The 22,436-nt window shown below is 45.3% G+C and carries 23 protein-coding genes; 17 read left to right on the plus strand and 6 right to left on the minus strand.

Going from position 1 to position 22,436, the window contains the following annotated elements:
* Positions 1 to 386: 386 nt before the first annotated feature.
* Both Q1A23_RS05080 and Q1A23_RS05085 read left to right on the plus strand, forming a co-directional pair.
* Positions 387 to 1,019 (plus strand): porin family protein, encoded by a 633-nt coding sequence (locus Q1A23_RS05080; RefSeq protein ID WP_299820417.1) that lies wholly within the window; start codon positions 387 to 389, stop codon positions 1,017 to 1,019.
* A 439-nt stretch (positions 1,020 to 1,458) separates the two neighbouring features.
* The gene (locus Q1A23_RS05085; RefSeq protein WP_299820420.1) at positions 1,459 to 2,046 is read left to right on the plus strand and encodes a hypothetical protein; all 588 of its coding nucleotides are present in this window, start codon (positions 1,459 to 1,461) and stop codon (positions 2,044 to 2,046) included.
* On the opposite strand, the gene Q1A23_RS05090 is transcribed toward Q1A23_RS05085, so the two are convergent.
* The gene (locus Q1A23_RS05090; RefSeq protein ID WP_299820423.1) at positions 2,043 to 2,480 is read right to left on the minus strand and encodes a hypothetical protein; all 438 of its coding nucleotides are present in this window, start codon (positions 2,478 to 2,480) and stop codon (positions 2,043 to 2,045) included. The two genes, Q1A23_RS05085 and Q1A23_RS05090, sit on opposite strands and share 4 nt — an antisense overlap.
* A 323-nt stretch (positions 2,481 to 2,803) precedes the next feature.
* Here Q1A23_RS05090 and Q1A23_RS05095 point away from each other — a divergent pair, with 323 nt between their 5' ends.
* From Q1A23_RS05095 to Q1A23_RS05130, 8 genes are all read left to right on the plus strand, one after another.
* Complete coding sequence (locus Q1A23_RS05095; protein WP_299820426.1) at positions 2,804 to 3,793, plus strand: membrane-binding protein; 990 nt, start codon at positions 2,804 to 2,806, stop codon at positions 3,791 to 3,793.
* Positions 3,794 to 3,914: 121 nt separating this feature from the next.
* Positions 3,915 to 4,625 (plus strand): head GIN domain-containing protein, encoded by a 711-nt coding sequence (locus tag Q1A23_RS05100; protein WP_299820429.1) that lies wholly within the window; start codon positions 3,915 to 3,917, stop codon positions 4,623 to 4,625.
* Between the two features lies 1 nt (position 4,626).
* Positions 4,627 to 5,202, plus strand: coding sequence for a hypothetical protein (locus Q1A23_RS05105; protein WP_299820431.1), 576 nt, complete (start codon positions 4,627 to 4,629; stop codon positions 5,200 to 5,202).
* A 167-nt stretch (positions 5,203 to 5,369) separates the two neighbouring features.
* Complete coding sequence (locus Q1A23_RS05110; protein WP_299820434.1) at positions 5,370 to 5,594, plus strand: hypothetical protein; 225 nt, start codon at positions 5,370 to 5,372, stop codon at positions 5,592 to 5,594.
* Positions 5,595 to 5,649: 55 nt separating this feature from the next.
* Entirely contained in the window at positions 5,650 to 6,564 is a 915-nt protein-coding gene (locus tag Q1A23_RS05115) for a M28 family peptidase (RefSeq protein WP_299820437.1), read from the plus strand.
* A 287-nt stretch (positions 6,565 to 6,851) separates the two neighbouring features.
* Positions 6,852 to 7,619, plus strand: a complete 768-nt coding sequence (locus tag Q1A23_RS05120) for a thrombospondin type 3 repeat-containing protein (RefSeq protein WP_299820440.1) — start codon at positions 6,852 to 6,854, stop codon at positions 7,617 to 7,619.
* Positions 7,620 to 7,702: 83 nt separating this feature from the next.
* On the plus strand, positions 7,703 to 8,725 hold the full coding sequence (locus Q1A23_RS05125; protein ID WP_299820443.1) for an SDR family oxidoreductase: 1,023 nt from the start codon (positions 7,703 to 7,705) through the stop codon (positions 8,723 to 8,725).
* A 67-nt stretch (positions 8,726 to 8,792) separates the two neighbouring features.
* Complete coding sequence (locus Q1A23_RS05130) at positions 8,793 to 9,317, plus strand: NUDIX hydrolase (RefSeq protein WP_299820446.1); 525 nt, start codon at positions 8,793 to 8,795, stop codon at positions 9,315 to 9,317.
* Between the two features lie 236 nt (positions 9,318 to 9,553).
* Here Q1A23_RS05130 and Q1A23_RS05135 read toward each other — a convergent pair whose 3' ends face one another.
* On the minus strand, positions 9,554 to 10,264 hold the full coding sequence (locus tag Q1A23_RS05135; protein ID WP_299820449.1) for a hypothetical protein: 711 nt from the start codon (positions 10,262 to 10,264) through the stop codon (positions 9,554 to 9,556).
* A gap of 74 nt (positions 10,265 to 10,338) precedes the next feature.
* Positions 10,339 to 12,186 carry a glycoside hydrolase family 3 N-terminal domain-containing protein gene (locus Q1A23_RS05140; protein ID WP_299820452.1) on the minus strand — a complete coding sequence of 616 codons (1,848 nt, stop codon included), beginning with the start codon at positions 12,184 to 12,186 and terminating at the stop codon, positions 10,339 to 10,341.
* A gap of 207 nt (positions 12,187 to 12,393) precedes the next feature.
* Here Q1A23_RS05140 and Q1A23_RS05145 point away from each other — a divergent pair, with 207 nt between their 5' ends.
* The 6 genes from Q1A23_RS05145 to Q1A23_RS05170 all read left to right on the plus strand — a co-directional run bounded on the left by Q1A23_RS05145 (position 12,394) and on the right by Q1A23_RS05170 (position 19,705).
* Positions 12,394 to 13,209 carry a rhomboid family intramembrane serine protease gene (locus tag Q1A23_RS05145; protein WP_299820455.1) on the plus strand — a complete coding sequence of 272 codons (816 nt, stop codon included), beginning with the start codon at positions 12,394 to 12,396 and terminating at the stop codon, positions 13,207 to 13,209.
* Positions 13,202 to 13,963: a TVP38/TMEM64 family protein gene (locus Q1A23_RS05150; RefSeq protein WP_299820459.1), complete on the plus strand. Its 762-nt coding sequence runs from the start codon at positions 13,202 to 13,204 to the stop codon at positions 13,961 to 13,963. Before Q1A23_RS05145 ends, Q1A23_RS05150 begins: the two co-directional genes overlap by 8 nt.
* A gap of 55 nt (positions 13,964 to 14,018) precedes the next feature.
* Positions 14,019 to 17,201 carry a S41 family peptidase gene (locus Q1A23_RS05155; RefSeq protein ID WP_299820462.1) on the plus strand — a complete coding sequence of 1,061 codons (3,183 nt, stop codon included), beginning with the start codon at positions 14,019 to 14,021 and terminating at the stop codon, positions 17,199 to 17,201.
* 434 nt (positions 17,202 to 17,635) lie between these two features.
* Positions 17,636 to 18,139 carry a hypothetical protein gene (locus tag Q1A23_RS05160; RefSeq protein WP_299820465.1) on the plus strand — a complete coding sequence of 168 codons (504 nt, stop codon included), beginning with the start codon at positions 17,636 to 17,638 and terminating at the stop codon, positions 18,137 to 18,139.
* A 101-nt stretch (positions 18,140 to 18,240) separates the two neighbouring features.
* Complete coding sequence (locus tag Q1A23_RS05165) at positions 18,241 to 19,086, plus strand: ion transporter (RefSeq protein WP_299820469.1); 846 nt, start codon at positions 18,241 to 18,243, stop codon at positions 19,084 to 19,086.
* A 58-nt stretch (positions 19,087 to 19,144) separates the two neighbouring features.
* Positions 19,145 to 19,705 carry an HD domain-containing protein gene (locus tag Q1A23_RS05170; RefSeq protein ID WP_299820472.1) on the plus strand — a complete coding sequence of 187 codons (561 nt, stop codon included), beginning with the start codon at positions 19,145 to 19,147 and terminating at the stop codon, positions 19,703 to 19,705.
* A gap of 51 nt (positions 19,706 to 19,756) precedes the next feature.
* Here Q1A23_RS05170 and Q1A23_RS05175 read toward each other — a convergent pair whose 3' ends face one another.
* Both Q1A23_RS05175 and Q1A23_RS05180 read right to left on the minus strand, forming a co-directional pair.
* Positions 19,757 to 20,431: a hypothetical protein gene (locus Q1A23_RS05175; protein WP_299820475.1), complete on the minus strand. Its 675-nt coding sequence runs from the start codon at positions 20,429 to 20,431 to the stop codon at positions 19,757 to 19,759.
* 107 nt (positions 20,432 to 20,538) lie between these two features.
* Entirely contained in the window at positions 20,539 to 20,730 is a 192-nt protein-coding gene (locus Q1A23_RS05180) for a hypothetical protein (RefSeq protein ID WP_299820478.1), read from the minus strand.
* A 209-nt stretch (positions 20,731 to 20,939) separates the two neighbouring features.
* Between Q1A23_RS05180 and Q1A23_RS05185 the strand changes: the two genes are divergently transcribed.
* Positions 20,940 to 21,905 (plus strand): sterol desaturase family protein, encoded by a 966-nt coding sequence (locus Q1A23_RS05185; protein WP_299820481.1) that lies wholly within the window; start codon positions 20,940 to 20,942, stop codon positions 21,903 to 21,905.
* A 66-nt stretch (positions 21,906 to 21,971) separates the two neighbouring features.
* Here Q1A23_RS05185 and Q1A23_RS05190 read toward each other — a convergent pair whose 3' ends face one another.
* The gene (locus Q1A23_RS05190) at positions 21,972 to 22,400 is read right to left on the minus strand and encodes a hypothetical protein (protein ID WP_299820484.1); all 429 of its coding nucleotides are present in this window, start codon (positions 22,398 to 22,400) and stop codon (positions 21,972 to 21,974) included.
* Positions 22,401 to 22,436 lie beyond the last annotated feature (36 nt).

Below are 22,436 nucleotides of genomic sequence, written 5' to 3' on the forward strand. Positions count from 1 at the left end.
TACTATGTTAAATAAAAAGCCCCTGGTTCAAAGCGAACCAGGGGCTTTTTTATTGCTGTGCTTACTAAATAGGGCAGCTATTGATGAAGTATACTTGAGCTGTACCTGAAAGTGCTACACATACTTGAGTATAAATGAAAAACTCAATTAAAAACCACTTTTTAGTTATTGTGATTTAAATAAGTATACATGTAGTTTTTTTTATAAAGTACGTACTATACTAATAAGCTGCTATGTTTAAAAACCTATAACTGAAATGGCTTAATTGTTTATTTGGCAGCGAGTTATGCTTTAATAGTTACTGTTTTGCCTATAAAACATGGTATAAAATCAAATTATTAATTTCTGATACTACTACAAGCTTTCATTATAAACTTACAAAGCCTATGAAAACCAAACTTTTGCTAGCTTTTCTTGTGGTGGCTGGTCTAATTGCTACGGCACAGGCACAAACAATTTCTGTAGGACCTCGCGTGGGAGTTACATTTGCTCAAATCCATGCATCAGGCGACAATGCTGATGAACTGAATGATGCAGCTGAGTCTAATACAGGCTTTCAGGTTGGTGCAGTATCGAATATAATGCTTAGCGAATTATTCTCTATTCAGCCTGAGTTGCTCTTTATACAAAAAGGGGCTAAAGTTGGAGACAGCGATTACTTTAAGCTTCGCACAGATTACCTGGAGCTGCCTATATTAGCAAAAGTATCTTTTGGGCCAGAGCAACTCAAGGGTTTTGTTACAGCAGGCCCAACTGTGGGATACTGGCTAAGCGCAAAATCTATAAGCGAGATTGGTGGCAACAAAGAATCTGAGAGTTACGATTTTGAAGATGAAGATAACAGGCTGGAAATAGGTGCCAGTTTTGGTGTAGGAGTAGCTTACAAAGTAGGAGCAGGCGAACTTAACCTGGACGTGCGTTATGGGCTGGGCTTTTCGAGCATAGCTGAGTATGAAGGCGACTACAAAGAAAAAAACCAGGTTTTTGGTGTGTCCTTGGCCTACTTATTTTCCCTTTAGCAACACCTCTAATGTTTAAAATTAGTCCATTGATTGCATAATGCTAACAAAATATTTTTGTATCTGTTTTTATAGTTAAAGTATATATAGTATATTTGATATATATAATTTAATATATGAAAATACGACTGTTTATATTGGCGCTGGTAGCAATTGGTATGGCTTTTACCTCTATGTTATAGTTTAACCTACCTATAGGGCCAGTACAGCTAAAAGGCATGATGCTGCACAATTAAATATGCGGCACCCGCGCTATTAATTAGGATTGAGTAAGTTTAGTTGGTTAAAAGCGGCAGTTGCCTCCCAGGCGGCTTGCCGCTTTTAATTTTTATAAGCAAATCTTTTATCAGTTTAGGCTGCTCCTCAGACGCAACAGCAATCACTCAAACCTAAAATGGTGCGTATTTTGCTGTATACTGGCATCAGTAACCACCAATTTATGAAGAAAAGCATTTTTGGCCTTTTGTGTGCTTTAGTTATATGCAGTATTAGCTGCAAGCAAGCCAGCGACTTAAAGGCTTTTACAGAAGCGAAGTATAGCTTGCATAAAGTACAGCATCTGGAGCTTAATGGAATTGATGTGATGCAAAAGCGTAATCCAGGAGATTTTACTACGAACGAGGGAGATAGTATACTGGCATCTATCTCAGATAATACGTTGCAGGCTACAACTACTTTATACTTGCAGGTAACGATGCAGGACCCGGATGTTGCGAGGCAAATGAAAATTACACAGCTAAAGTGGCAGCTTTTAGTTGATGGTGAAGAGACCTTGAACGGCGTGATCAGTACACCGTTGGAGTTGCAGAACGGCTTGAACGAACTGCCTGTACAAACAGTCGTGAAGATGTCTGAAGCTGACGGCAACCGCAACTACGAAGGTTTATCTAAGCTGATGACGCTGTTATCCCATAATAAGGACCTTAGTAGTAACCTCACTCTGCAAATAAAGCCAACGGTGCAAACGCCGGTAGGTGCCATCGAAGTACCGCAGTACATTGCTGTTGCAGGGCCTGCCGGAAGTTAAAAATCCAGGTCGCTATTCTCCAGAAGCCAATTGCGGGCATTGCGCTCCAGTTCAAAAAACTGAATTTCTACTTGTGCTTCACTATCCAGGTTATCAAAAAGGGCCATAAGGCTTAACCTGTTAAATATATTTTTAGACTCTATAATGGCAATTTTCCGGAGATCCAGTTCCTCAGATACGGCAGGCATAATTTCGTTGCTTGTCCACCAATGATCTTCAGAACTGATAGAGCAGCCCTTGGCGCAGTTGATTAGCCAATGGCTGATGTTATCTTTCTTTGTTTGCTCCAGAAGTAGGTTGATGCCCTTTTTGTAGGTTTCAGATTTGGTATAACCGCTTAATGTAAGAACAGCAAGTGGCAGAGGAGGTTCTTTATGGATTTTTAGTTTCTCTGAGTTGATAACGGTAATATGTTCTGTCGTCTGGTCGGGCATTTTGAAGGTTTTACTTTTTAAATACCATCTGTATCTCTCTATAGTATAGTCTGTAAAGCATAGGATTGTTTCATATATCAGTATTAAGTGCTTGGGTAATCATTTGTAAATAAGTAATTTACAGGTTGTTGCACTTAACAGCCAGGTGATGCAGCTAATTAAATGCTACTTGTGTGCCTGCCCGCGTCCTACTTATTGCTGTGTATAATTTCTGAAAGGTAACTGTAATGCAGAGGTCTCTATAAGTGTTGATATTTAATAGCGAGCTGGTGTTTTTCATAATTTGCACCTCATTTTGCCAGAGCAGGAGCTAAAGGTAATTTTTGGCAAAGAAGTTGCTTTTATACAACTGGCTGTCGCTTTTGCGTTTTAAGTATGTGGCCTTTAAGTTTACTTTCTCTGCTATGCTATACATTAAAAGATTAACCATTGTTTTAGGGCTTGTGCTGACTTCTGTGTTCGGTATGCAAGCTACTGCAGCAACTGTTGCAGCGCCTGGCTTGGCTGTTGCACCTGCTGCTGTAGGCACACGCGATATTGTTCAGGAAATAATTAACGTTATCGGCTTAAAGCCCCGTTTCGAGTTGCTTCCGGCTGATATCGATAATGCTGCTGCTGTGGTGTACAATGGCAAGCGTTATATACTTTACAACGAGCGGTTTTTGGCTGCCATAAACAATGCCGTGCACACAGACTGGGGCGGGGTAAGTATAATTGCACATGAAATAGGGCACCACCTGAATGGACATACATTAAGTAAAAGCGGCAGCAACCCAGGCGATGAACTGGAAGCCGATGAGTTTTCTGGTTTTGTACTTCGTAAAATGGGCGCGAGCCTTGCAGAGGCGCAGGCAGCAATCAATTTATTGTCCGAAGAAAGATCATCACGCACCCACCCCGGCCGAAACTACAGGTTAGAGGCTATAAGCAAAGGCTGGAGAAGCGCCAATGAGCAAGTGATGGCAAGTGCAAAGCAGCCGCAGCCAGACCAACGAGCCATTGCCAGAGGACAACCTCAGCAACAGCAGATGCAAAGTCAGCAGGGCCAGGTGCAGCGCGCATCTTTGGATAGCCGTTTGGTACTCTCAAGAGTGCATTTTTCGAAAGCACCGCGTGAGGAGTTTTACATTACAACTAAATTGCAGTTGGTGCACGTAACCACCGATGGCATTCGGATCATAGGTAAGTTAGCTAAAACAAATAACCCGGAATTTCCTTACTATTTCGAAAGCAACCAGTTGCAGCCTGTTTTTGTAACGGAACGTGGCGTGCTGGTAAACAGAAGAGGAGAAAAAGTAGGCTATCTGGCTTAATTCTAAAGTATAATTGCAAAAGCCGCAACAGGTATGTCGCCAGTTGTGGCTTTTACGTTTTAGTATGTATAGTATTTTAGCTATATTGCTTTACGTTATACTTAACACATAAGCCAACTCTATGAAATTTCTGAAAATACCTGCTGCTTTTTTTGCTTTGCTTTGCCTGAGTGCCTGCGACGAATCCGGACCTTGCCTGAGCGGTGAAGGTGATGTAGAGGCTCGTACAATAGATATTGGTAGTTTTGAAGGAGTGAAAGTACAGGGGAGTACTAAAGTATACATTCAGCGCGGAAACAGGCAAAAAGTAGAAGTGAAGGGGCAGCCGAATATTTTAGATGAACTGGAGACAAATGTAGAAAGCGGAGTATGGGAAATTGGCTTTGACCGCTGCCTGCGAAACCACGAAACTGTTGAAGTATACATTACAGTACCTGAACTTAATTTGGCAACTGTCAGCGGCTCAGGGTATATTGAGCTGGAAGACAGGTTCAGGGCGAGAGAGTTTGAGGCAGCTGTTTCGGGCTCTGGCGATATCAAGGGCAGGGTAGATGCAGAAAACCTGACTGCCCGCATCAGCGGCTCCGGCACCATTGACTTGGCTGGCGCAGCCAGAGAGCAGGATGTTCGCATATCCGGTTCTGGTAGCTATTACGCTTATGACTTACGTTCGGAGCGTGCAGAAGTAAACATTTCCGGATCAGGAAAAGCGCAGGTAAAGGCCTCCGATAAACTTGATGCCGGTATAAGCGGAAGTGGCCGCGTGTACTACAAAGGAAACCCAGAAACAAATTCAACTGTTTCAGGGTCTGGTAAATTGATTAAAGATTAGCATGACTATAAAATTAAGAAATTACCTGCTGGTGCTGGTGCTTTTAGTAGCCGGTGCAGCCTGCAAAACAAAAGATGACTTTGATGCTTTTAAGGCGGCAGAATACAGCCTTAAAGGTATAGATGAGGTAAGGGTAAATGGTATCAACCTTTTGGAAAAGAAGCGGGCAGAAGATTTTTCTTTTAGCGAAGCTGCCGTTTTATTTTCTGCCTTCTCTGAAAACAAGCTAAATGCTACCACCACTCTTAACCTAAATGTAGAGCTGGGCGAGGACAACAAAGACAGAACCATGACTGTTACACAACTGAAGTGGCAGATGCTGGTAAACAACGAGAAAGCCCTTAGTGGCGTGATACAAGAAGCCATCCAGTTAAAGAATGGCCTAAACACGATAAAAGTAAGCTCACCGCTGGCTGTAGCCCAGGAGAGTGGCGGCACCAGTTTAAACAGTTTGCTGCGGATGGCTACCCTCCTGAACCAGGAAAAAGGCAAAGCCCAGGTACAGCTGCAAATTAAACCAACCATAGAGACTTCCGTGGGACCAGTAGAGCTTCCCGCATTCATCAATATTAAATAAACAAGAAAGCCAGGTTAACCACTTGGCTTTTTTTATACGGTGTTTGCCCACACAAGGCTGTGCAGCTAATTACATAAGCTGTAAAACTTTTTTCTGCTGCGGCCGTAGTGGCACGTTCCTTGCACTAAAAAAGACGAAACAAATTGTAAATTTTAAAGCCAGACCAGATGATCAAGCCAAAGAAAAGCGATCTGATTTTAAGCTATAGACAAGGTGTAGCGGCAAGTGCCATGAGAACTTATATGCGTAGCAGCGGATGGGTACCAAAAGGCGAAACACAAGGATACAAAGAAGACCTTACGCAGGAAACAGTACAGAACAAATCCACTAGAATAGCAAGTAAAAACCAGCCACCCCGTCAAAGAAACTGGGTGGCATGGGTAAAAGCATAAGCAAAGGCATTTGCCAGGCACCGCTACATGTATTATCTTCAGACTTTTAAAAGCTATGAAGAAACTGATCTTGCTGGCGGGCCTGGCCGCCATACCTTTACTCGGAAGTGCCCAAAAACTTCCGCTAAGCTCAAAGCAGCTACTGCACGATATTAAAGTACTTTCAGCAGACTCCATGCAGGGGAGGCTAAGTGGCTCGGAAGGAAGCAACATGGCGCAGGAATATATCCTGAAGCGCTTTGCGGAAATAGGGCTGAAGCCGTTTAACGGGAATTACAGGCAGCACTTTAAACTGGAAAGCCGCAGGCTAACCGTAGACAAAGCAACAAACCTGGTAGGCTACATCCAAGGCAAATCTTCTAAAGCAATAGTAGTAAGTGCCCACTACGACCATGTTGGCGTCAGGAATGGCGAAATTTATAACGGCACCGACGATAATGCCTCTGGTGTGGGGGCTTTGTTGGCTGCAGCTGCCTATTTCAAGAAAAATCCTCCACAGCATACTATAATCTTTGCTGCATTTGATGGTGAAGAATTAGGTTTACAGGGAGCCAACGCCTTTCTGGAAAATCCTCCTGTCGCGCTGGAGCAGCTTATACTTAACGTTAACATGGATATGCTGAGCATTAACAACAAAGGCGAGTTATATGCTAGCGGCACCCACCATTATCCGCAGCTTAAGCCATACTTGCAGCAGGTAGCAGCCTTGCCCCATGCAAAATTGCGCATCGGGCACGACAGACCAGAGCAGGGGACAGATGATTGGACTTCTCAGTCAGACCACTTCCAGTTTCACAAGCGCCAGATACCTTTCGTATACTTTGGCGTTGAAGACCATCCGCATTACCACAAGCCCACCGACGACTTCAACAACATCAACCCAACGTTTTATGCCGATGCCGCTGCATTGGTCATTAATTTCTTAATACTTGCCGATAGCGGTTTAAGTGAGAGGAAGGCGGTAAAGTAAGCAATGCCCTTTAAGTTATTGTAAGTAAGTTGTTTATACTAGCCTGAGGCTATGCTATAACTTGTTTGATCTAAGTATAAACATCTTGCTATTTGTATAATTCCAATATTAAGATATAAGTATAATGAAATCATCATCTTTTTATTTGATTAATCGTAGATAAAACAAAAGCGAAGGGTACTGAGAATTGATAGTATAGGCAGCTTTTGACGATCAGAAGCCAGCACTATAGTTTTGCCAGAATAAGTACCTGTCGCGCTATTGTTGTATAATCTATCTCACGGTGTATGAGCAGAAACCTTAGCTGTTTCATCATTTTTATATTTGTTTTTTTACTGTTGCCACTCGGTACGCAGGCCCAGGGAAATGCAATCCAGCGAATGGGTAAAAGCAAGCTGCCGGAGCGTGGCCTGGTAATAGTAGCAGGCGGCGGTGTTGCTGCAGTTAAAAGTGATATTTGCGGCAGCCCCGAATGCAATGATCTGGGGCTTAATGTAAGTGTAGGTGCGTGGTATAAACTGTCGCCTTTTGTAAGCTTGGCAGGTGGCATAGATTACGTGCGCCTCGGAGCCGAAGAAAAAGACATCCGAAAGCCTCGCAATGTCGCCTTTCAATCAGAGGTGATTGAGGTTACAGGTACTGTTGTTGTAAACCTGTTGGATAGCTACGCTGGGTCTGGCAAGTACAGGTCGTCCCGGAAGCGTTTCGTTGTACCTTATGTAAGGGGCGGCGGCGGATTTGTATACTATACGCCCACCTCATTTCCAAGCGAGTCTGATCTGGAAGATTCCCAGACAACCTACGACCCGGAACGAAACTACCCTGCCATTGCAGCTGTGATCCCGTTTGGCGGCGGCCTGCGCTTCCGTTTTTCCGATGAGATAAGCGTTGCTGGCGAGGCCATTTATCATATCACCACAACAGACTACTTAGATAATATCGGCCCAAGGTTGGGTAGCCCTGGAACAGATCACTACGGAGTGCTAGCTGTTAAAATTATGTATACCCCCATCATCAAGAACAAAATCTTCAGCAAAAAAGCCCAGATTAACTAACCTGCAGTCTTAGTAGATAATCTAACTTGCTTCTGTTTGCAGCCGTAGAGGTAAAGCGACAACAAAACCAATTTAGCGCTACTATGAATGCAAACGACAAAAGTAAACTCTGGTGGTTAGCTGCCGGAGCAGGTGCCATATTTGCTGCCCGCACCGTTTACCGTAACCTCACAGCTTATGATTTCTCTGGTAAAACAGTTCTGATAACCGGCGGTTCCCGTGGGTTGGGGCTTGTAATGGCGCGCCAGTTAGCCAAAGAAGGGGCCCGCCTGGTACTGTGCGCCCGCGACGAATTTGAGTTGGAAGACGCGCGCATGGAGCTTGCCGGTAAGGGCGCAGACGTGCTTGTGCAGAAGTGCGATGTAACCGTGGAGCAGCAAGTAAACGACATGATCACGAATGTACAGAACGAGTACGGTCCGATTGATGTGCTGATAAACAATGCAGGCATAATAAGCGCCGGCCCCATTGCCGAAATGACTGTGCAGGAGTTTGAAGAAGCCATGAACACACATTTCTGGGGGCCTGTGTATACTACATTGGCGGTGCTGCCAAGTATGAAAGCGCGCGGAGAAGGCAGAATACTGAACATAGCCTCTATTGGAGGAAAAATAAGTGTGCCGCACCTGGTGCCGTATAGCGCAAGCAAGTTTGCGCTGGTAGGTTTATCGGAAGGGCTGCGTGCCGAGCTGATGAAGTATAACATTACGGTTACTACCGCTAACCCCGGGTTAATGCGCACGGGCAGCCCACGGCATGCCATCGTTAAAGGCCAGCATAAGCAGGAGTATGCCCTCTTCAAGATATTGGACTCTAGTTTGCTTACTTCTAAAAGTGCAGAGGCTACCGCTAAAAAGATATTAGATGCCCTGCGCCACGGCGATGCCGAAATAACCACAACGCTGCCAGCTAAAATGGGTGCCCGACTGCATGGGGTATCGCCATCGCTGATGACCAGTATCTTTGGACTTGTAAATAAATTGCTGCCCGGCGAAGGCGGTATTGGCAAAGCAAGAGCAAAAGGCTATGAAAGCGAGTCTGAATTATCCATGTCTAGCTTAACAGAAAAGACCCAACAAGCAGCTATACGCAACAACGAAGTTTAATATTTATACTTTACATATACTTTATACCTTTGCCTAAGCCGTATTTTTGGCTTTAGACAGAAACTTTATGAAAATCAATAACAGAGAGATTGCCTACAACGGCTACTTTAAAATTTATAAACTAACGGTAGAGCAGGAGGGGCAAACATTTACCCGCGAGCAGTTTGACAGAGGAGACGCTGTAGCCGCCCTTATCTACGACACTCAAAAGCAGGAATACATACTGGCAAGGCAGTTTAGGGTTGGCCCAGAGGACGCCCTCACGGAAGTGGTAGCTGGAATGGTTGACAAAGGAGAGGCCCCCGAGCAAAGTATAAGTCGCGAAATTGAAGAAGAAACAGGCTATGAAGTGGATAAACTGGAGCACCTGCATACTTTTTACTCCTCGCCGGGTGGCACAACCGAAAAAGTGATGTTATACTACGCTGAGGTATCAAACCAACATAAAGCTGGCGGTGGAAATGAGCATGAAAATGAGCACATCGAGATCATACGCCTTTCTGCGGAAGAGTTGCAGCAACTGCAAACCCCGGACGCTAAAACAATAATTGCCCAGCAATGGGCAAGGCTGCAAAAGCAGGCTAAGGTGTAATTGGGGCCACCCAAGTAGCTGGTTTCCCTTATTCAAGTGCCTGTGGTAAGGTGCAAAGGGTATTCATATTGGTTCGCGCTAAGATGTTTATACTTGATCTGAGGGGAATGGTAATGTGTTATTTCTTTGCAGAGAGACTAGTATAGAATTGCAGGCTTGCAATCGGTGTAAGGGATACCGTTATTATGATGCATTAAGTATAAAAGCAGGCTTATAACCTGCTTTTATACTTAATGCTATTTTTTTGTTCCTCTTACTACACTTTGGGCATCGGCTGCACCTTCTAACGTAAGGTATTCCGCCTGTAAAGTCCTGATTTTGATTTTGTCTGTTGTTGGTATCTGCCCTTCTACCTGGCCACGGCGCTCGTTTAGCTGCCCGTATACATTATCCACGTAATCCCAGTCATCTTGGGTCCAGTTGCGGCGTTTGGTGCGAACGGTACCCATAAACGTTAAGTAAGCTTCGCGTATGTTGCCTGCAGTTACCTTATCCAGGTCTTTATACTCGCGCAGTAACTGGTCTTTAAACTGACTTAGCTTAGAGGCATCAAGTGGTTGTTGCTGACGTCTTTCCTGGCGGGTTTCCCAGCGTTGGTAGCGTTCCTGCAAGTCGCGGTACTCTTGTTTCGATTTATCAGAAAGGCTGTCAAAGTTCTGTTCCAGGCGGGCGTTGCGCTGGCGGAGTTCCTCTTTAACTTTTGGCCAGTTTTTCCGGATTGCCGTGTCGCCTTTTTCTGACTGTTGGTTAAGCCAGCCCCTGAATTCCTCGAGTTGTTCTTCTGCGGTTTTGCCCGTCTGTACTACCTTTGCTGTGTCTTCTCGTTCTGCGGTGTCAACGGTAATCACTTCTGTATCGTCGGTAGTGCGGCGGCCTTCGCAACCCCACATAAGACTTATAAGACAAAGCCCGGCAATATATTTGGCTAGTTTTTCAACTGTATTCATAGTTTTATACTTCAGGTCTTTCTATTCTTAATTCTGCCTTTCTTACGGATACCAGTAATGTTAGATACTTTGCTTTAGGGGCCTGCAATAAGCGGTTTGTCCTTGCTGATGCCGTCGCCGTAAGAAAAGTACTTATTTACAGTAACGGGTAATTTGCCACGTGCCGGTATTTTACCGAACAGTATTTTGGCTGCTGCCTCCTGCGAGTGGAAATGTGGCTGGTAAGCCATGATCAACACCCTGCTATTTTCGATGCCCGGAAACTGATTTAGCGCATAAGCATTATCAAAAAGCGCAATAACGGCTTTGTTTGAGTTGGCAAGTTTCTGAACAAGCGCTGTGGCCTCTTTTGAGTAGCCAAGCTTATTGCTGGGGTTAATGCTGGGGCCATACAAGGCCACTAGCACTACATCATACTTCTGTAATTTTTTCCAGAGAGCATCGGCTTCCTTTTTCTTTGCTTTCCTGGATATGACAAAATCAGTTGTAGAAATCTGTTCTTTTACCTCCTCCTGGAAAAAGCTGGGGTTCTTAAGGCCAAATCCTACTGTGGCCACTCTGGTGCGTTTTTTAAGGCGCAGCGGAAGCATCCTTTTATTGTTTTTCAGCAGCGTTATCGATGCCTCGGCCAGGTCACGGTTTGTGCTGTCGGCCAGGGTGCTGTTTAAGTCTTCGTACAAATTATCCAACTCAATAGGTTTATACTTGTCCAGGCCCAGCCATTGCTTTGCCCTTAGCACACGACGGCATTTTTCATCTAATTCTTTTTGGCTAAGCTCTCCGCGTGCAACCGCCTCTTTTATGGCTTTTATGGCTTTGGGTACATTGTTGAGGCGCTCCAGAATGTCGTTTCCGGCGATAAGCGCCCGGGCTTCGGCTTCTCCGGGTTTAAAGTATTTGGTTACGCCCTTCATCACCATTGCATCTGTAATTACCAGGCCTTTAAACTGTAAGTCTCTTTTAAGCAAACCTTTTACAATAGGTTTAGATAGGGTAGAGGGCAGGTTTTGAGTAGAGTCCAGCATCGGGATATGCATGTGCGCCACCATAATGCCGCCCACGCCATGCGCTATCAGTTCCTTAAAAGGATAAAGCTCCAAAGAGTCGAGGCGTTCTTTTGTGAAGGGAATAATCGGCAGATCGTGGTGCGAGTCTACATCAGTATCGCCGTGCCCCGGAAAGTGCTTGGCAACGGCTATAATTCCGTTTTCCTGCATGCCGCGCATAAACGCCAGGCTTTTGCCTGTTACATCCAGCCTGTCTTCGCCAAAGGCACGGTAACCTATAATTGGGTTAGCAGGGTTGTTGTTTATATCGGCAACCGGCGCAAAGTTTATGTGCATGCCCAGGCGTTTAAACTCTGCGGCAACCTGCGCTCCCATACTATAGATCAGGCCATTGTCTGCAACGGCCCCCAGCATTTGCTGGAAGGGGTAATGCACAGTGCTATCCAGGCGCATGCCTACACCCGTTTCGGCATCCATAGATATAAAAAGGGGTACTTTAGAGGCTGCCTGGTATTTATTGGTAAGTTTTGCCTGCCGCACCGGCCCCCCCTGGAAGTATATCAAGCCGCCAACCTTATACTTTTTGATCAGCCGCAGAACATCTGCCTCATACTTGGGTCCCTGGTCAGAAAAAGCTTCAATAATAATGAGCTGTGCAATTCGCTCGTCAGGGGTAAGGGCATTAAACACGGAGTCTACCCAATGGCTGTCGTTTTCTTCCAAAGCTTCAATCAGCGAGGCTGCCCGTACATAGGGTGCCCGCTCGGTTACATAACCGGCAGTAGCTTTTGCATGCGACTGTTGCTGCGTATCTGCGCCCTCGCACGAAAGCAGAAAAAGCATCAGCACACAAAGCAGCAAGTGCCAAAGCTGTTTAAGCGGCCTCGAAGTATATAGTTCAGCTGTATAAAACATGATAGTATTACTACCGCCCTTAGCAGTTTTAATGGTATAAGTAAGATACTTACTGCATTTTTTACCGGCGGGTTCCGGGAGTCGTTTGTTTAGAATACGATAAACTTGTCCTATTTAGCTAACTATTCGCTGGTGGGCTATGTAGTTTTAAGCTATATTGTAGGTTATCAAATCATATTAAAATCATTTAACTTAATAAGGCAGTCAATGGCAGGCAACGAGGTTTATACTTCTGAAAATGATAACGCACATTTCGCTTACAGCTTTCTGCCCGGTGCTCTTTTCGTGGCGTTGCTATGCCTGATAAGCCTGCTCAGTTACCTAACAGGTGCTGACCTGGCTTGGCTTGGCGTGCGCCCGCGCAACATTTTTGGGTTGATAGGCATTGTTACTAGCCCGCTTATACACGGCGATCTGCTGCACTTGCTTTCCAACTCTTTCCCATTGGTGCTGCTTTCGGGGTTTATACTTTTCCTGCACCGCAAAGTGGCGCTTCAGGTAATGGTGCTGGTATATGTGCTGAGTGGTGCACTTACATGGTTTATCGGCAGGCCTTCTTATCATATCGGGGCAAGCGGGGTAGTATACGGCCTAGCTGGCTTCCTGCTGTTTAACGGCTTTTTGAGGCAAAACCGTAGTGCAATGGCTGTGTCGTTGGCCATTCTTTTTTTGTACAGCGGCTTGTTTTATGGCCTGATCCCAACTGAGGAGCGCATATCGTGGGAGGGGCATGTTGCCGGTTTTGTGGCTGGCTTAGCCGCTGCGCTGGTTTACGGCGAAGGTATGACAGGCAAGAGGACTGTGCCCACCTACATCGAGCCTAGCGTGGTGCAACGGCACGTAAGCAATACGATTGGCCCCCAGTACCGGCACATGTATATAAACTACATAGTGCCCGAACCGATGAAAGACAGAAGCCATTTTTATACTTTAAATACCGAAACAGGCCAGGCCGCAGCCCCAACCAACGCAGCTCATCTTTCGTCTAAACCAAAACAACTTGGTAGAACAAAACATGGGTAACGATAAGGCAGGAAGCACAAAAGAGAATTCAGGAGCCAGAAAAACGAGCTTTGACAAGGCTCCGAAGAACAGCAGTTCGCAAAAGCAGAGCAAGTGGCCACTAATAATTACGGTCCTGCTTCTTGCAGCCCTGGTTGGTTCATACTTCGTTTTTCCGGGGTTTCAGGAAGAGGTAAACGGAGCTTGGGAGGTGTTCTCTAGCGGAGATAAGCAGCGTATCTCGGAGTGGGTAAGCCAGTTTGGTTTCTGGGGGCCGTTTTTTATCATACTTGCCATGATTGCCCAGATGTTTTTGCTTGTGATAAACGTGGTGGCGCTTATGCTGATAGCCATTATTGCTTATGGCCCGGTGTGGGGTACGGTGATAGCGGTAGCCGCTGTTGTAGTTGCCTCTACTGTTGGTTACCTGCTGGGGCGTGGGGTAGGTGAGGCAGGAGTCTCTAAAATGATCGGACACAAGACTGAGGAAAAAGTGATGGGTTTTGTGGAGGATTATGGTTTATGGGCTGTCATAATTGCGCGTATCTCTCCGTTTCTTTCCAACGATGCCATCAGTATTGTGGCCGGCCTTGCAAAAATGAACTACTTGAGGTTTATGGGGGCAACACTAGTCGGTATTGTGCCGCTTGCAGTACTGCTGGCATGGCTCGGCGAGAACAACGATAGGCTTAAAACAGGCTTGATATGGGTGTCAGCGGTAAGTTTAGCTGCCTTTATAGGGTACATCGTCTACGATAAGTATATTAAAAAGTAGTTGGCGTTCTGCAGGAGTATTGCTTTATTTATATATCACAACGCAACTCCTACACATGAACAAGAAACACCCACTTACTCTATTGCTGGGCTTTGGCAGTACAATTGCCATGGCACAGCAGCAGGAAGTATATTTTGCAACTAACCCAAGTATAAGCCCCGATGCCAAAACCATTGTATTTAGCCACGAAGGCGACCTTTGGCAGGTGGCCAGCAGCGGCGGAAATGCCACGCGCCTTACCGGCATGGCGGGCAACGAAACACGCCCACGCATTTCCCCGGATGGCAAATGGGTAGCCTTCACGTCATCACAGTACGGCAACCAGGACGTGTTTGTAATGCCTGTGGGTGGAGGCGAAATAAAGCAACTGACTTTTCATGAAGCCTCAGATGAGGTGGATTCGTGGAGCTGGGACTCAAAGACCATCTACTTCACCTCTGACCGCTACAACCGCTACTCCGCGTACAAAATAGATTTAAACGGCGGTACACCGCAGCGCATGTTTCAGCACTACTTCCATACGGTGCATAACGTGGCCGAGCACCCTACCAGCGGCGAGATCTTTTTTGATGAAAGCTGGGAAAGCAAGCTGTTTACGCAGCGTAAAGGATACAAAGGAGCCTATAACCCTGATGTGCAATCATACAATACCAAAACTAAAGAGTACAAGCGCTATACCGACTATAACGGCAAAGACCTTTGGGTAACTATTGATAAGCAGGGCACTTTATACTTTGTATCGGATGAGGCAAACGGCGAGTACAACCTTTATACATTCAGGGACGGCAAAAAAACGCAGCTTACCAGCTTTGATACATCCATTAAATGGCCCTCTGTTAGTGCCAACGGCGAAAAGGTTGTTTTTGAAAAAGATTACCAACTTTATGTTTTCGATAAAGCCACAGGCAAAGCAAATAAAGTACAGATAAATGCCCTGCAGAACAGCACCCTCGAGAAAGAGAAAGACTATACGGTAGCAGGCAACATCACCAACTTTGACGTATCGCCAGATAACAAAAAGATGGCTTTCGTGTCGAGAGGCAAGTTGTTTGTGTCTGATGTGAAAGGAAAGTTTGTGCGCGAAATACCGACACGTGCAGGCGAAAGAGTAGGAGAGGTGCTGTGGATGGAAGACAACAAACGCCTGGTATACACCCAGACAAACAAAGGCTATTTTAATCTTTTTGTCTCTGCTGCCGACGGAAGCACCAAGGAAACTCAACTGACAGATGAACTGCAGAACAACCGCAACATTGTATTCAGTAAAGACAGGAGCCAGGGGGTATACTACAGCGGCCGCAAACACTTAAAGCACCTCGACTTAAAAACCCTGAAAACCAAAACGCTGGTAGAGGATGAAATCTGGGCCATGTATAACTCAGACCCTAGTTTCTCCCCGGATGGGAAGTATGTTTTGTTTACAGCCTACCGCAATTTTGAGGAGGATATTTTTATACATCACCTGGCTGATAACAAGACTTTTAACCTGACTAACTCAGGTGTAACTGAAACTGCGCCGTATTGGTCGCCGGACGGCAATTATGTATACTTTGCTTCTGATCGCACCAACCCAAGTTACCCTTACGGAATGAAAGACCCTGACTTGTACCGCATTGCGTTGAACAAGCTGGAGCAACCCTACCGTTCAGATAAATACGATGAGTTATTTGCAGAAACACCAGTAGCCGGCGAAGACAAGGAAGACAAAGCTAAAAAAGGGAAAAAACCAGGCAAAGAAGCCAAGCCAGAACCAGCCAAGAATATGGTTACCATCAACCTGGATAATATTCAGGATCGTTGGGAACGCGTAGCCGAAAGCTTTGGCAGCCAGGGCAGTCCGAAAGTATTGCAGAAAGATGATAAAACGATGCTGCTGTTTACATCAGACCACGGCGATGGAAAAACAAACATCTGGAAGTATACTACCAGCCCATTTGAGGAACCTAAAACGGAGAAAATTGCCGGCGCAGCTTCACGTTCCATCAGCCTGGCCACCGCTGATAATACCCATTACATGCTGCTGAACGGCAATATCCATACTTTAAACCTGGAAGGCAGCAAGGTAGAGAAAATTGAAGTAAACCATACTTTCCGGAAAAACCTGAAAGATGAGTTTAACCAGATGTTCTATGAAATGTGGGCAGGCGTAGACGAAAACTTCTATGACGATGACTTTCATGGGATTGATTGGAATAAGAAAAAAGAAACGTATGCCAGCTTTTTGCCTTATGTGTCTAGCCGCGCTGACCTGCGGATACTGTTAAACGATATGCTAGGCGAGCTAAACTCCTCTCACATGGGTTTTACCTCAACAGGAACAGAAGAAGCCGCATACTATAAAACACGATCGTTGGCAACCGGACTGCTTTTTGAAGACGATAAGCCATACCAGGTAAAAGCGGTAGTGCAGAAAAGTGCCCTTGATGTAAAAGGCAAAGACATAAAGCCTGGCGATGTGTTGGTAAAAGTGGATGGCCAGCCTGTGGACCAGAAGCAAAACCGGGAATTTTACTTTATGAAGCCCTCTTTGCTTGATGAAACAGAACTTACTTTCACCAGAAGCGGCAAAGAGTTTACCGTTAAAGTGCACCCACAGAACTATGCCAGTCAACGCGAAAACATATACGATGAGTGGGTAACTGCAAATCAAAAGTACGTTGACGAAGCATCAAACAACAACATTGCCTATGTGCACATGAAAAACATGAGTACGCAGGCGTTGGAACAGTTCCTGATCGAGATGACCACAGAAGGTTACCAGCGCAACGGACTTATACTTGACCTACGCTACAATACCGGAGGCAATGTACACAACGATGTACTGCGTTTCCTGGCCCAGAAGCCTTACCTGCAATGGAAGTACCGTGGCGGCGCATTAACAAACCAGCCAAATTTTACACCTGCTGCCGGGCAAATGGTGCTGCTCATGAACGAGCAAACCCTTAGCGACGGCGAAATGACTGCTACCGGCTTTAAAGAGTTAGGCTTAGGTAAAATTATTGGTACAGACACCTACCGCTGGATCATTTTTACCTCTGGCAAACAACTGGTGGATGGTTCGTTTTACAGGCTGCCATCCTGGGGGTGCTATACCTTGGATGGCAAAAACATAGAGCGAGAAGGCGTGCAGCCCGACATCTACCTGCAAACCACTTTTAAAGATCGCCTGGAGAACAAAGACCCGCAACTGGAGCGTGCCATACAGGAAATACTAAACTCACCACAAACGAAGCGCTAAGTATAAATTAACGTACATCAGAAACAGCAAAGGCAGCCAAATTTGGCTGCCTTTGCTGTTTTTATACTTGTGCCCGGGCTTTTTGAGAAGAAGGGTAGAGTAAGCCCAGGTAAGGCTGTAATTTGCAGGCTTTTATATAATGTTTGTAACTGCTGATGGACTTAATCATGCCGCAAAAAAATAATATAGAAAACCACAAATAAAGTTACCATTTATAGAGGCTAGTGCTGTAAATAAATAGTTTAAATATTATATTAAATGCATAATTTATATAAATAGATATAATGTATTTAATTCAAATTTATATAATACCAAGAAATAGTTGAAAAACAGGCACCTGACTTAAAAAACACATATTGTAAAACCATTCTTGTAAAGCGTCGTTTAAGCCTGTTATTATTACCTAAATCGATGTTTCACGAAATGGACTGCTTATGTTTAGGATAAAATTACTGGCAGCCATGCTCTCAATGGTAGTAGCAATGGCCGAAGAGTTTTCCTTTTTTACTGCTGATTCCCACACTCCGAAAGTCGAAGAAGAGGTGTTAGGCTGGCCCCCTGAAGATGACCGCCACACAGACTTAGAATTACCAACTACCCCCGAAACTATAACCGTTAGAGCTTCAATCTACCACCCAGAGCCTAACCAAACCGACTCCACTCCCTTTATCACGGCAGACGGTTCTCGCATCAACAAAAAAAATCCTAAAAAACACCGTTGGATAGCCGTATCCCGTGATCTGCATAGCAGGTGGGGCGGAGAGTTAAGCTACGGCGATTCGCTGTGGGTAACCGGCATCTCAGAAGAGTTAGATGGAGTATACATTGTAAGGGATGTGATGAACAGGAGAATGCACAAGCAAATCGATATACTGGTTGGTAAAAAAGACCGTATCATGGGCCTATGGAATAATGTGCAGATTGCCAGGCTGGATTAACGAATACAAATTTGCTGCTAAACGAACAGACGCCACTTCCGTAACCTATGCCCATATAGTATGGCTACAGCAGGCCATACTTTAGGAAGTGTAATGCGCCAATGGGGAAAAGTAACTTAAGGAACAAAGCTAAAAAGCGCCTGCTTACCCGTGAGCGCCACGAGTTGCTGAACAGGTTGCAGGAAAGCCTGGAAGTGCCCTTGATCTTACTTGGGTTTATTTGGCTGGTCTTGCTTGTTGTTGAGTTTATTTGGGGGCTCAACCAAGTGCTGCAACTCATCAGCCTTATCATATGGGTCATCTTTATACTTGACTTTGCTGTTAAGTTTATACTGGCCCCGCATAAACTTAACTTTCTCCGCAGCAACATCCTGACTACGGTTTCATTGGTAGTACCTGCGCTACGGGTGTTCCGGCTAACGAGGGTTTTCAGGGTGTTTAGTTCTGTGCGGGCAGCCAGGGGCCTAAGGCTGGTTAAGGTTATTGGCTCTATAAACAGGGGCATGCGCAGCCTGGGCAAAACCATGAAGCGCCGGGCCTTTGGCTATGTGGTTGCGCTTACTTTGGTTGTGATTACAGCGGGAGCGGCGGGGATGTATGCTTTTGAGCAGGAACATGGATTAAAGACGTATGGCGAAGCCCTCTGGTGGACTACCATGCTGCTAACCTCAATTGGAAGCGACTACTTTCCGGTTACGCCTGAAGGCAGGATCTTATGCCTGTTGCTGGCATTATATGGTTTTGCTGTATTTGGGTATGTTACGGCTACGCTTGCTACTTTTTTTATAGGGCAGGATGCAGAAAGCAAAGACGCAGAACTGGCAGGTGCCCGGCAGTTAGAGGCCTTGCACCTGGAGGTAAAGCTGCTCAGAGCCGAACTAAAGGCAGCTGCTCAAGACCCAAACAACCCTGTGCCGCCAACTGACCAGGTTTCTCCTAAAGTATAACTGCCGTTTGGCATTTTTGGCAAAATGGGTATCTTAGAATGATAAAACCAAAGATACCATGACACGCCAGGAAGCACAGACCATACTGCACAGCATGACAACCAGCGAAAGCCTGCTGCGCCATGCACGCACCGTTGAACTTGTAATGGAGGCCTATGCCCATAAGTTAGGCGAGAATGCAGAACAATGGGCAATTACAGGCCTCTTACACGATGCCGACTACCAGGCATACCCAGAGCAGCACCCCCACATTATTGTAAAGTTGCTACAAGAGAAAGGCGAAACAGAAGTGGCGCACGCTATATCTGCGCACTATACTAAGTGGGGCGTTAGCTACGACACCTTATTAGATAAAGCCTTGATAGCTTGCGATGAGCTGACTGGTTTTGTGGTAGCTTGTGCCCAGGTAAGGCCGCAGCGACTCGAAGGCCTGGAAGCTAAATCTGTTATTAAGAAATTAGGTCAGAAAAGTTTTGCCGCCTCCGTTGACCGTGAAGAGGTTAGCAAAGGGGCAGCGCTGTTTGGGGTAGACCTGAAGGAGCATATTGCCTTTATCATAAGTGTTCTGCAAAAGCACCAGGAAGAACTGCAGCTGGAACCACAGGTAAAGATGGAATAGTATAAGTGTACCTATTAAAGAAAAGAGCAGCCACGCAGGCTGCTCTTTTCTTTAATAGGTTATATGCAGTTGTGTTGGCTCAACATGCTTTATGAAAATAGAATCAACTTTAGTCAGGCTTGTGCCGCTAGCCTCTATCGTATACGAATAGCGCACATATTTATTAGCGATGGCGTAGGCGCCAACACTATATCCGCTTATACTATTGCCTGCATACACTTGTGGGCCCACCACAGGTACACGCTTATTTACGTTCTCAAACTTTATCGTTAGCTTGTCGGTGGGGTTGGCATCTGCGTTGGTAATATTTAAAACAAGGCTACCAACTGGCTCCATGTCAAAAACAAAGTCCTGCTTCTTTTTCAGGCTCTCCATAATCTGGTAATCCGAGACAATGGGAGGCAGGTTCTCGAATCTTTCGTTATACTCTATGTGAGTGTACGTATAGTTTTCCTTCGCTACCCTTAGTTTGTAAGGGCTTTCTTTCCATTCAAATTTAAACTTAAAATTGCCAGCAGCATCGGTTTTCTGCTCCGCGATTACGCGTGCCCCACCCAGTAACACGTCATCATTTTCAGACAATGTTACTGTTGCACCCTCAAGAGGCTGGTTTGTAATATGGTCAACAACTTTGCCAGTTGCTTCTGTTGTAGGATCCAGCACGCTGTTTTCACAACCAAACAAGAGTATAGCCACAACAAAAGCAGCCCTAAGCCTTCCCGACATAAGTAAGTTAAATTGTTAGGATTGATCTGATCGTTTTTGCTTCCGCAGGCAATGCATTAGTATCTATAAGCGTAAAATGCGCCTGTAAAGGCTATACCTGCGGCTGGTTAAGCTGTATAATAACCTAAAACTTTAAAGCCTTCTGCATCATCTGGCGCTTCTACCACCTCATCAATTACATACTGCACTTCTTGTTCTGTCCATTTTTCCTTTTCAGCAGCTTTTACAAAAATATCGAGGCCGGCAAAACGAGAGCCTTGGTTAGGTAAGGTTACTTTAACTTTCTTCTTGATGTTCATAGGGCGTTCATTTAATCTGCAAATGTATAAAAATTAACAAATTAGGTGCCACTTATTCGTAATTGCCTGTTGTGTAAAGCTATATTCTTTAGGCTATTAAGGTAATTTATACATCATTTCTGAGGCAGGCAACATGCCTGCTTATGTTAACCCTGTTCGCTTATGTGCGTTGATATAGCTATAAAAGCAACATTACCTACCCTTAGCCTATGGAAAAAGAGACGATTACGCTTGAACAGTTACGAGGATTAGATGACCTTACCCTTTTACACTATGCAGCGCCGATTATTATACTATCGGTGGTAGTGGAGTGGCTGGTAGGGCTGTACAATAAAAGGGATTATTACGATAAGAAAGATTTTATGGCAGCGCTTACGATTGGCGCAGTCAATACTGTGTTAAGTGGCGCACTTAAAATCTGGTTGTTTGCCGTGGCTATGGTGGTGTATAATATAGTGCCCTGGGCTATACCACGTGTCTGGTGGGGATTTATTATATGTTTTCTTGCCGTGGATTTTTGCCGCTACTGGGCACACCGTATCTCGCACGAGCAGCGGTTTTGGTGGGCTACCCACGTAACGCATCACTCCTCCGAAAAAATGAATTTCTCGGTTTCCTTCCGTACCGGCTGGACGCAGCAGTTAAAGTTCGTGTTTTTTCTGCCTGTGCCCTTCATTGGGCTTGATCCGTTTACATTTTTTATCTGCCACCAGATAGCCGTGCTTTACCAGTTTTTTGTGCACACCGAGCTTGTTAAAAAATTACCGGCACCCATCGAGTATATCTTCGTTACGCCATCGCACCACCGGGTTCATCATGGCTCCAACGTAAAGTACATCGATAAAAACTACGGTTCCACGTTTATCTTCTGGGACAGGTTGTTTTGTACCTTTCAGAAGGAAGAGGAGCATCCAACCTATGGCTTAACCACGCCTGTTAAATCTTTTAACCCTATCTACCTTGTGTTTCATGAGTGGGTGGATATCTGGGCAGATTTAAAACATGCCAAATCACTAAAGGAGGTGTGGGGGATACTGTTTAAACCGCCGGGAGCAATTGTTACCGAACACCAGCGTGCAAACCAACAAAAGCATAAGCAGGATATAACAACAGAGGCAGGTGCTGCAGAAAACAAGATAACGCTGCAACAGGTAGATGCTGCTGGCGCCGCTTAAAAGTATAAACCCATAAAGCACGAAAGCAGGACCTGATCCTGCTTTCGTGCTTTATGGTGATGCGTGTTAGTAACTGCTTTGCTGGCTCATGGGGCCTTGCTGCCTTGCTGACGGGTTACTTTTAGCCTCTTTAGGCACACCCATTTTTTCTTCGCGCCGATCCTGGTACTGCTGGAACTGCATCGGCGTAAGCACATCTTTAATCTGAGACAATCTGGTCTGGCTGATAATATCAATTTGCTTCACCACCATACGCGGGTCGTCTTTATACTTTACTTTTGCCTCTTCCACCTGTTTCATGCCATTCAAGTTGATGGCTTTTATCTTTACTGTCTGCTCAGGCGTGAGGCGCAGGTGCTTAGCCATGCTGGCTGTAATATCGGTGGCGCGCTGCTCCAGCGCTTGCTCAGTAGGTGCCTTTTGCACGGCAGGTGTTTGTGCGTTGGCAAGGCTTCCTGCAAAAGCAAATAAAACGGCTACAATTATTCTTTTCATACTATGTGGCTAATTTCTATATGCTCCTCAGAGCAA

Origin of the sequence: uncultured Pontibacter sp. (assembly GCF_947492645.1) — a bacterium.
Classification (GTDB): Bacteria; Bacteroidota; Bacteroidia; order Cytophagales; family Hymenobacteraceae; genus Pontibacter.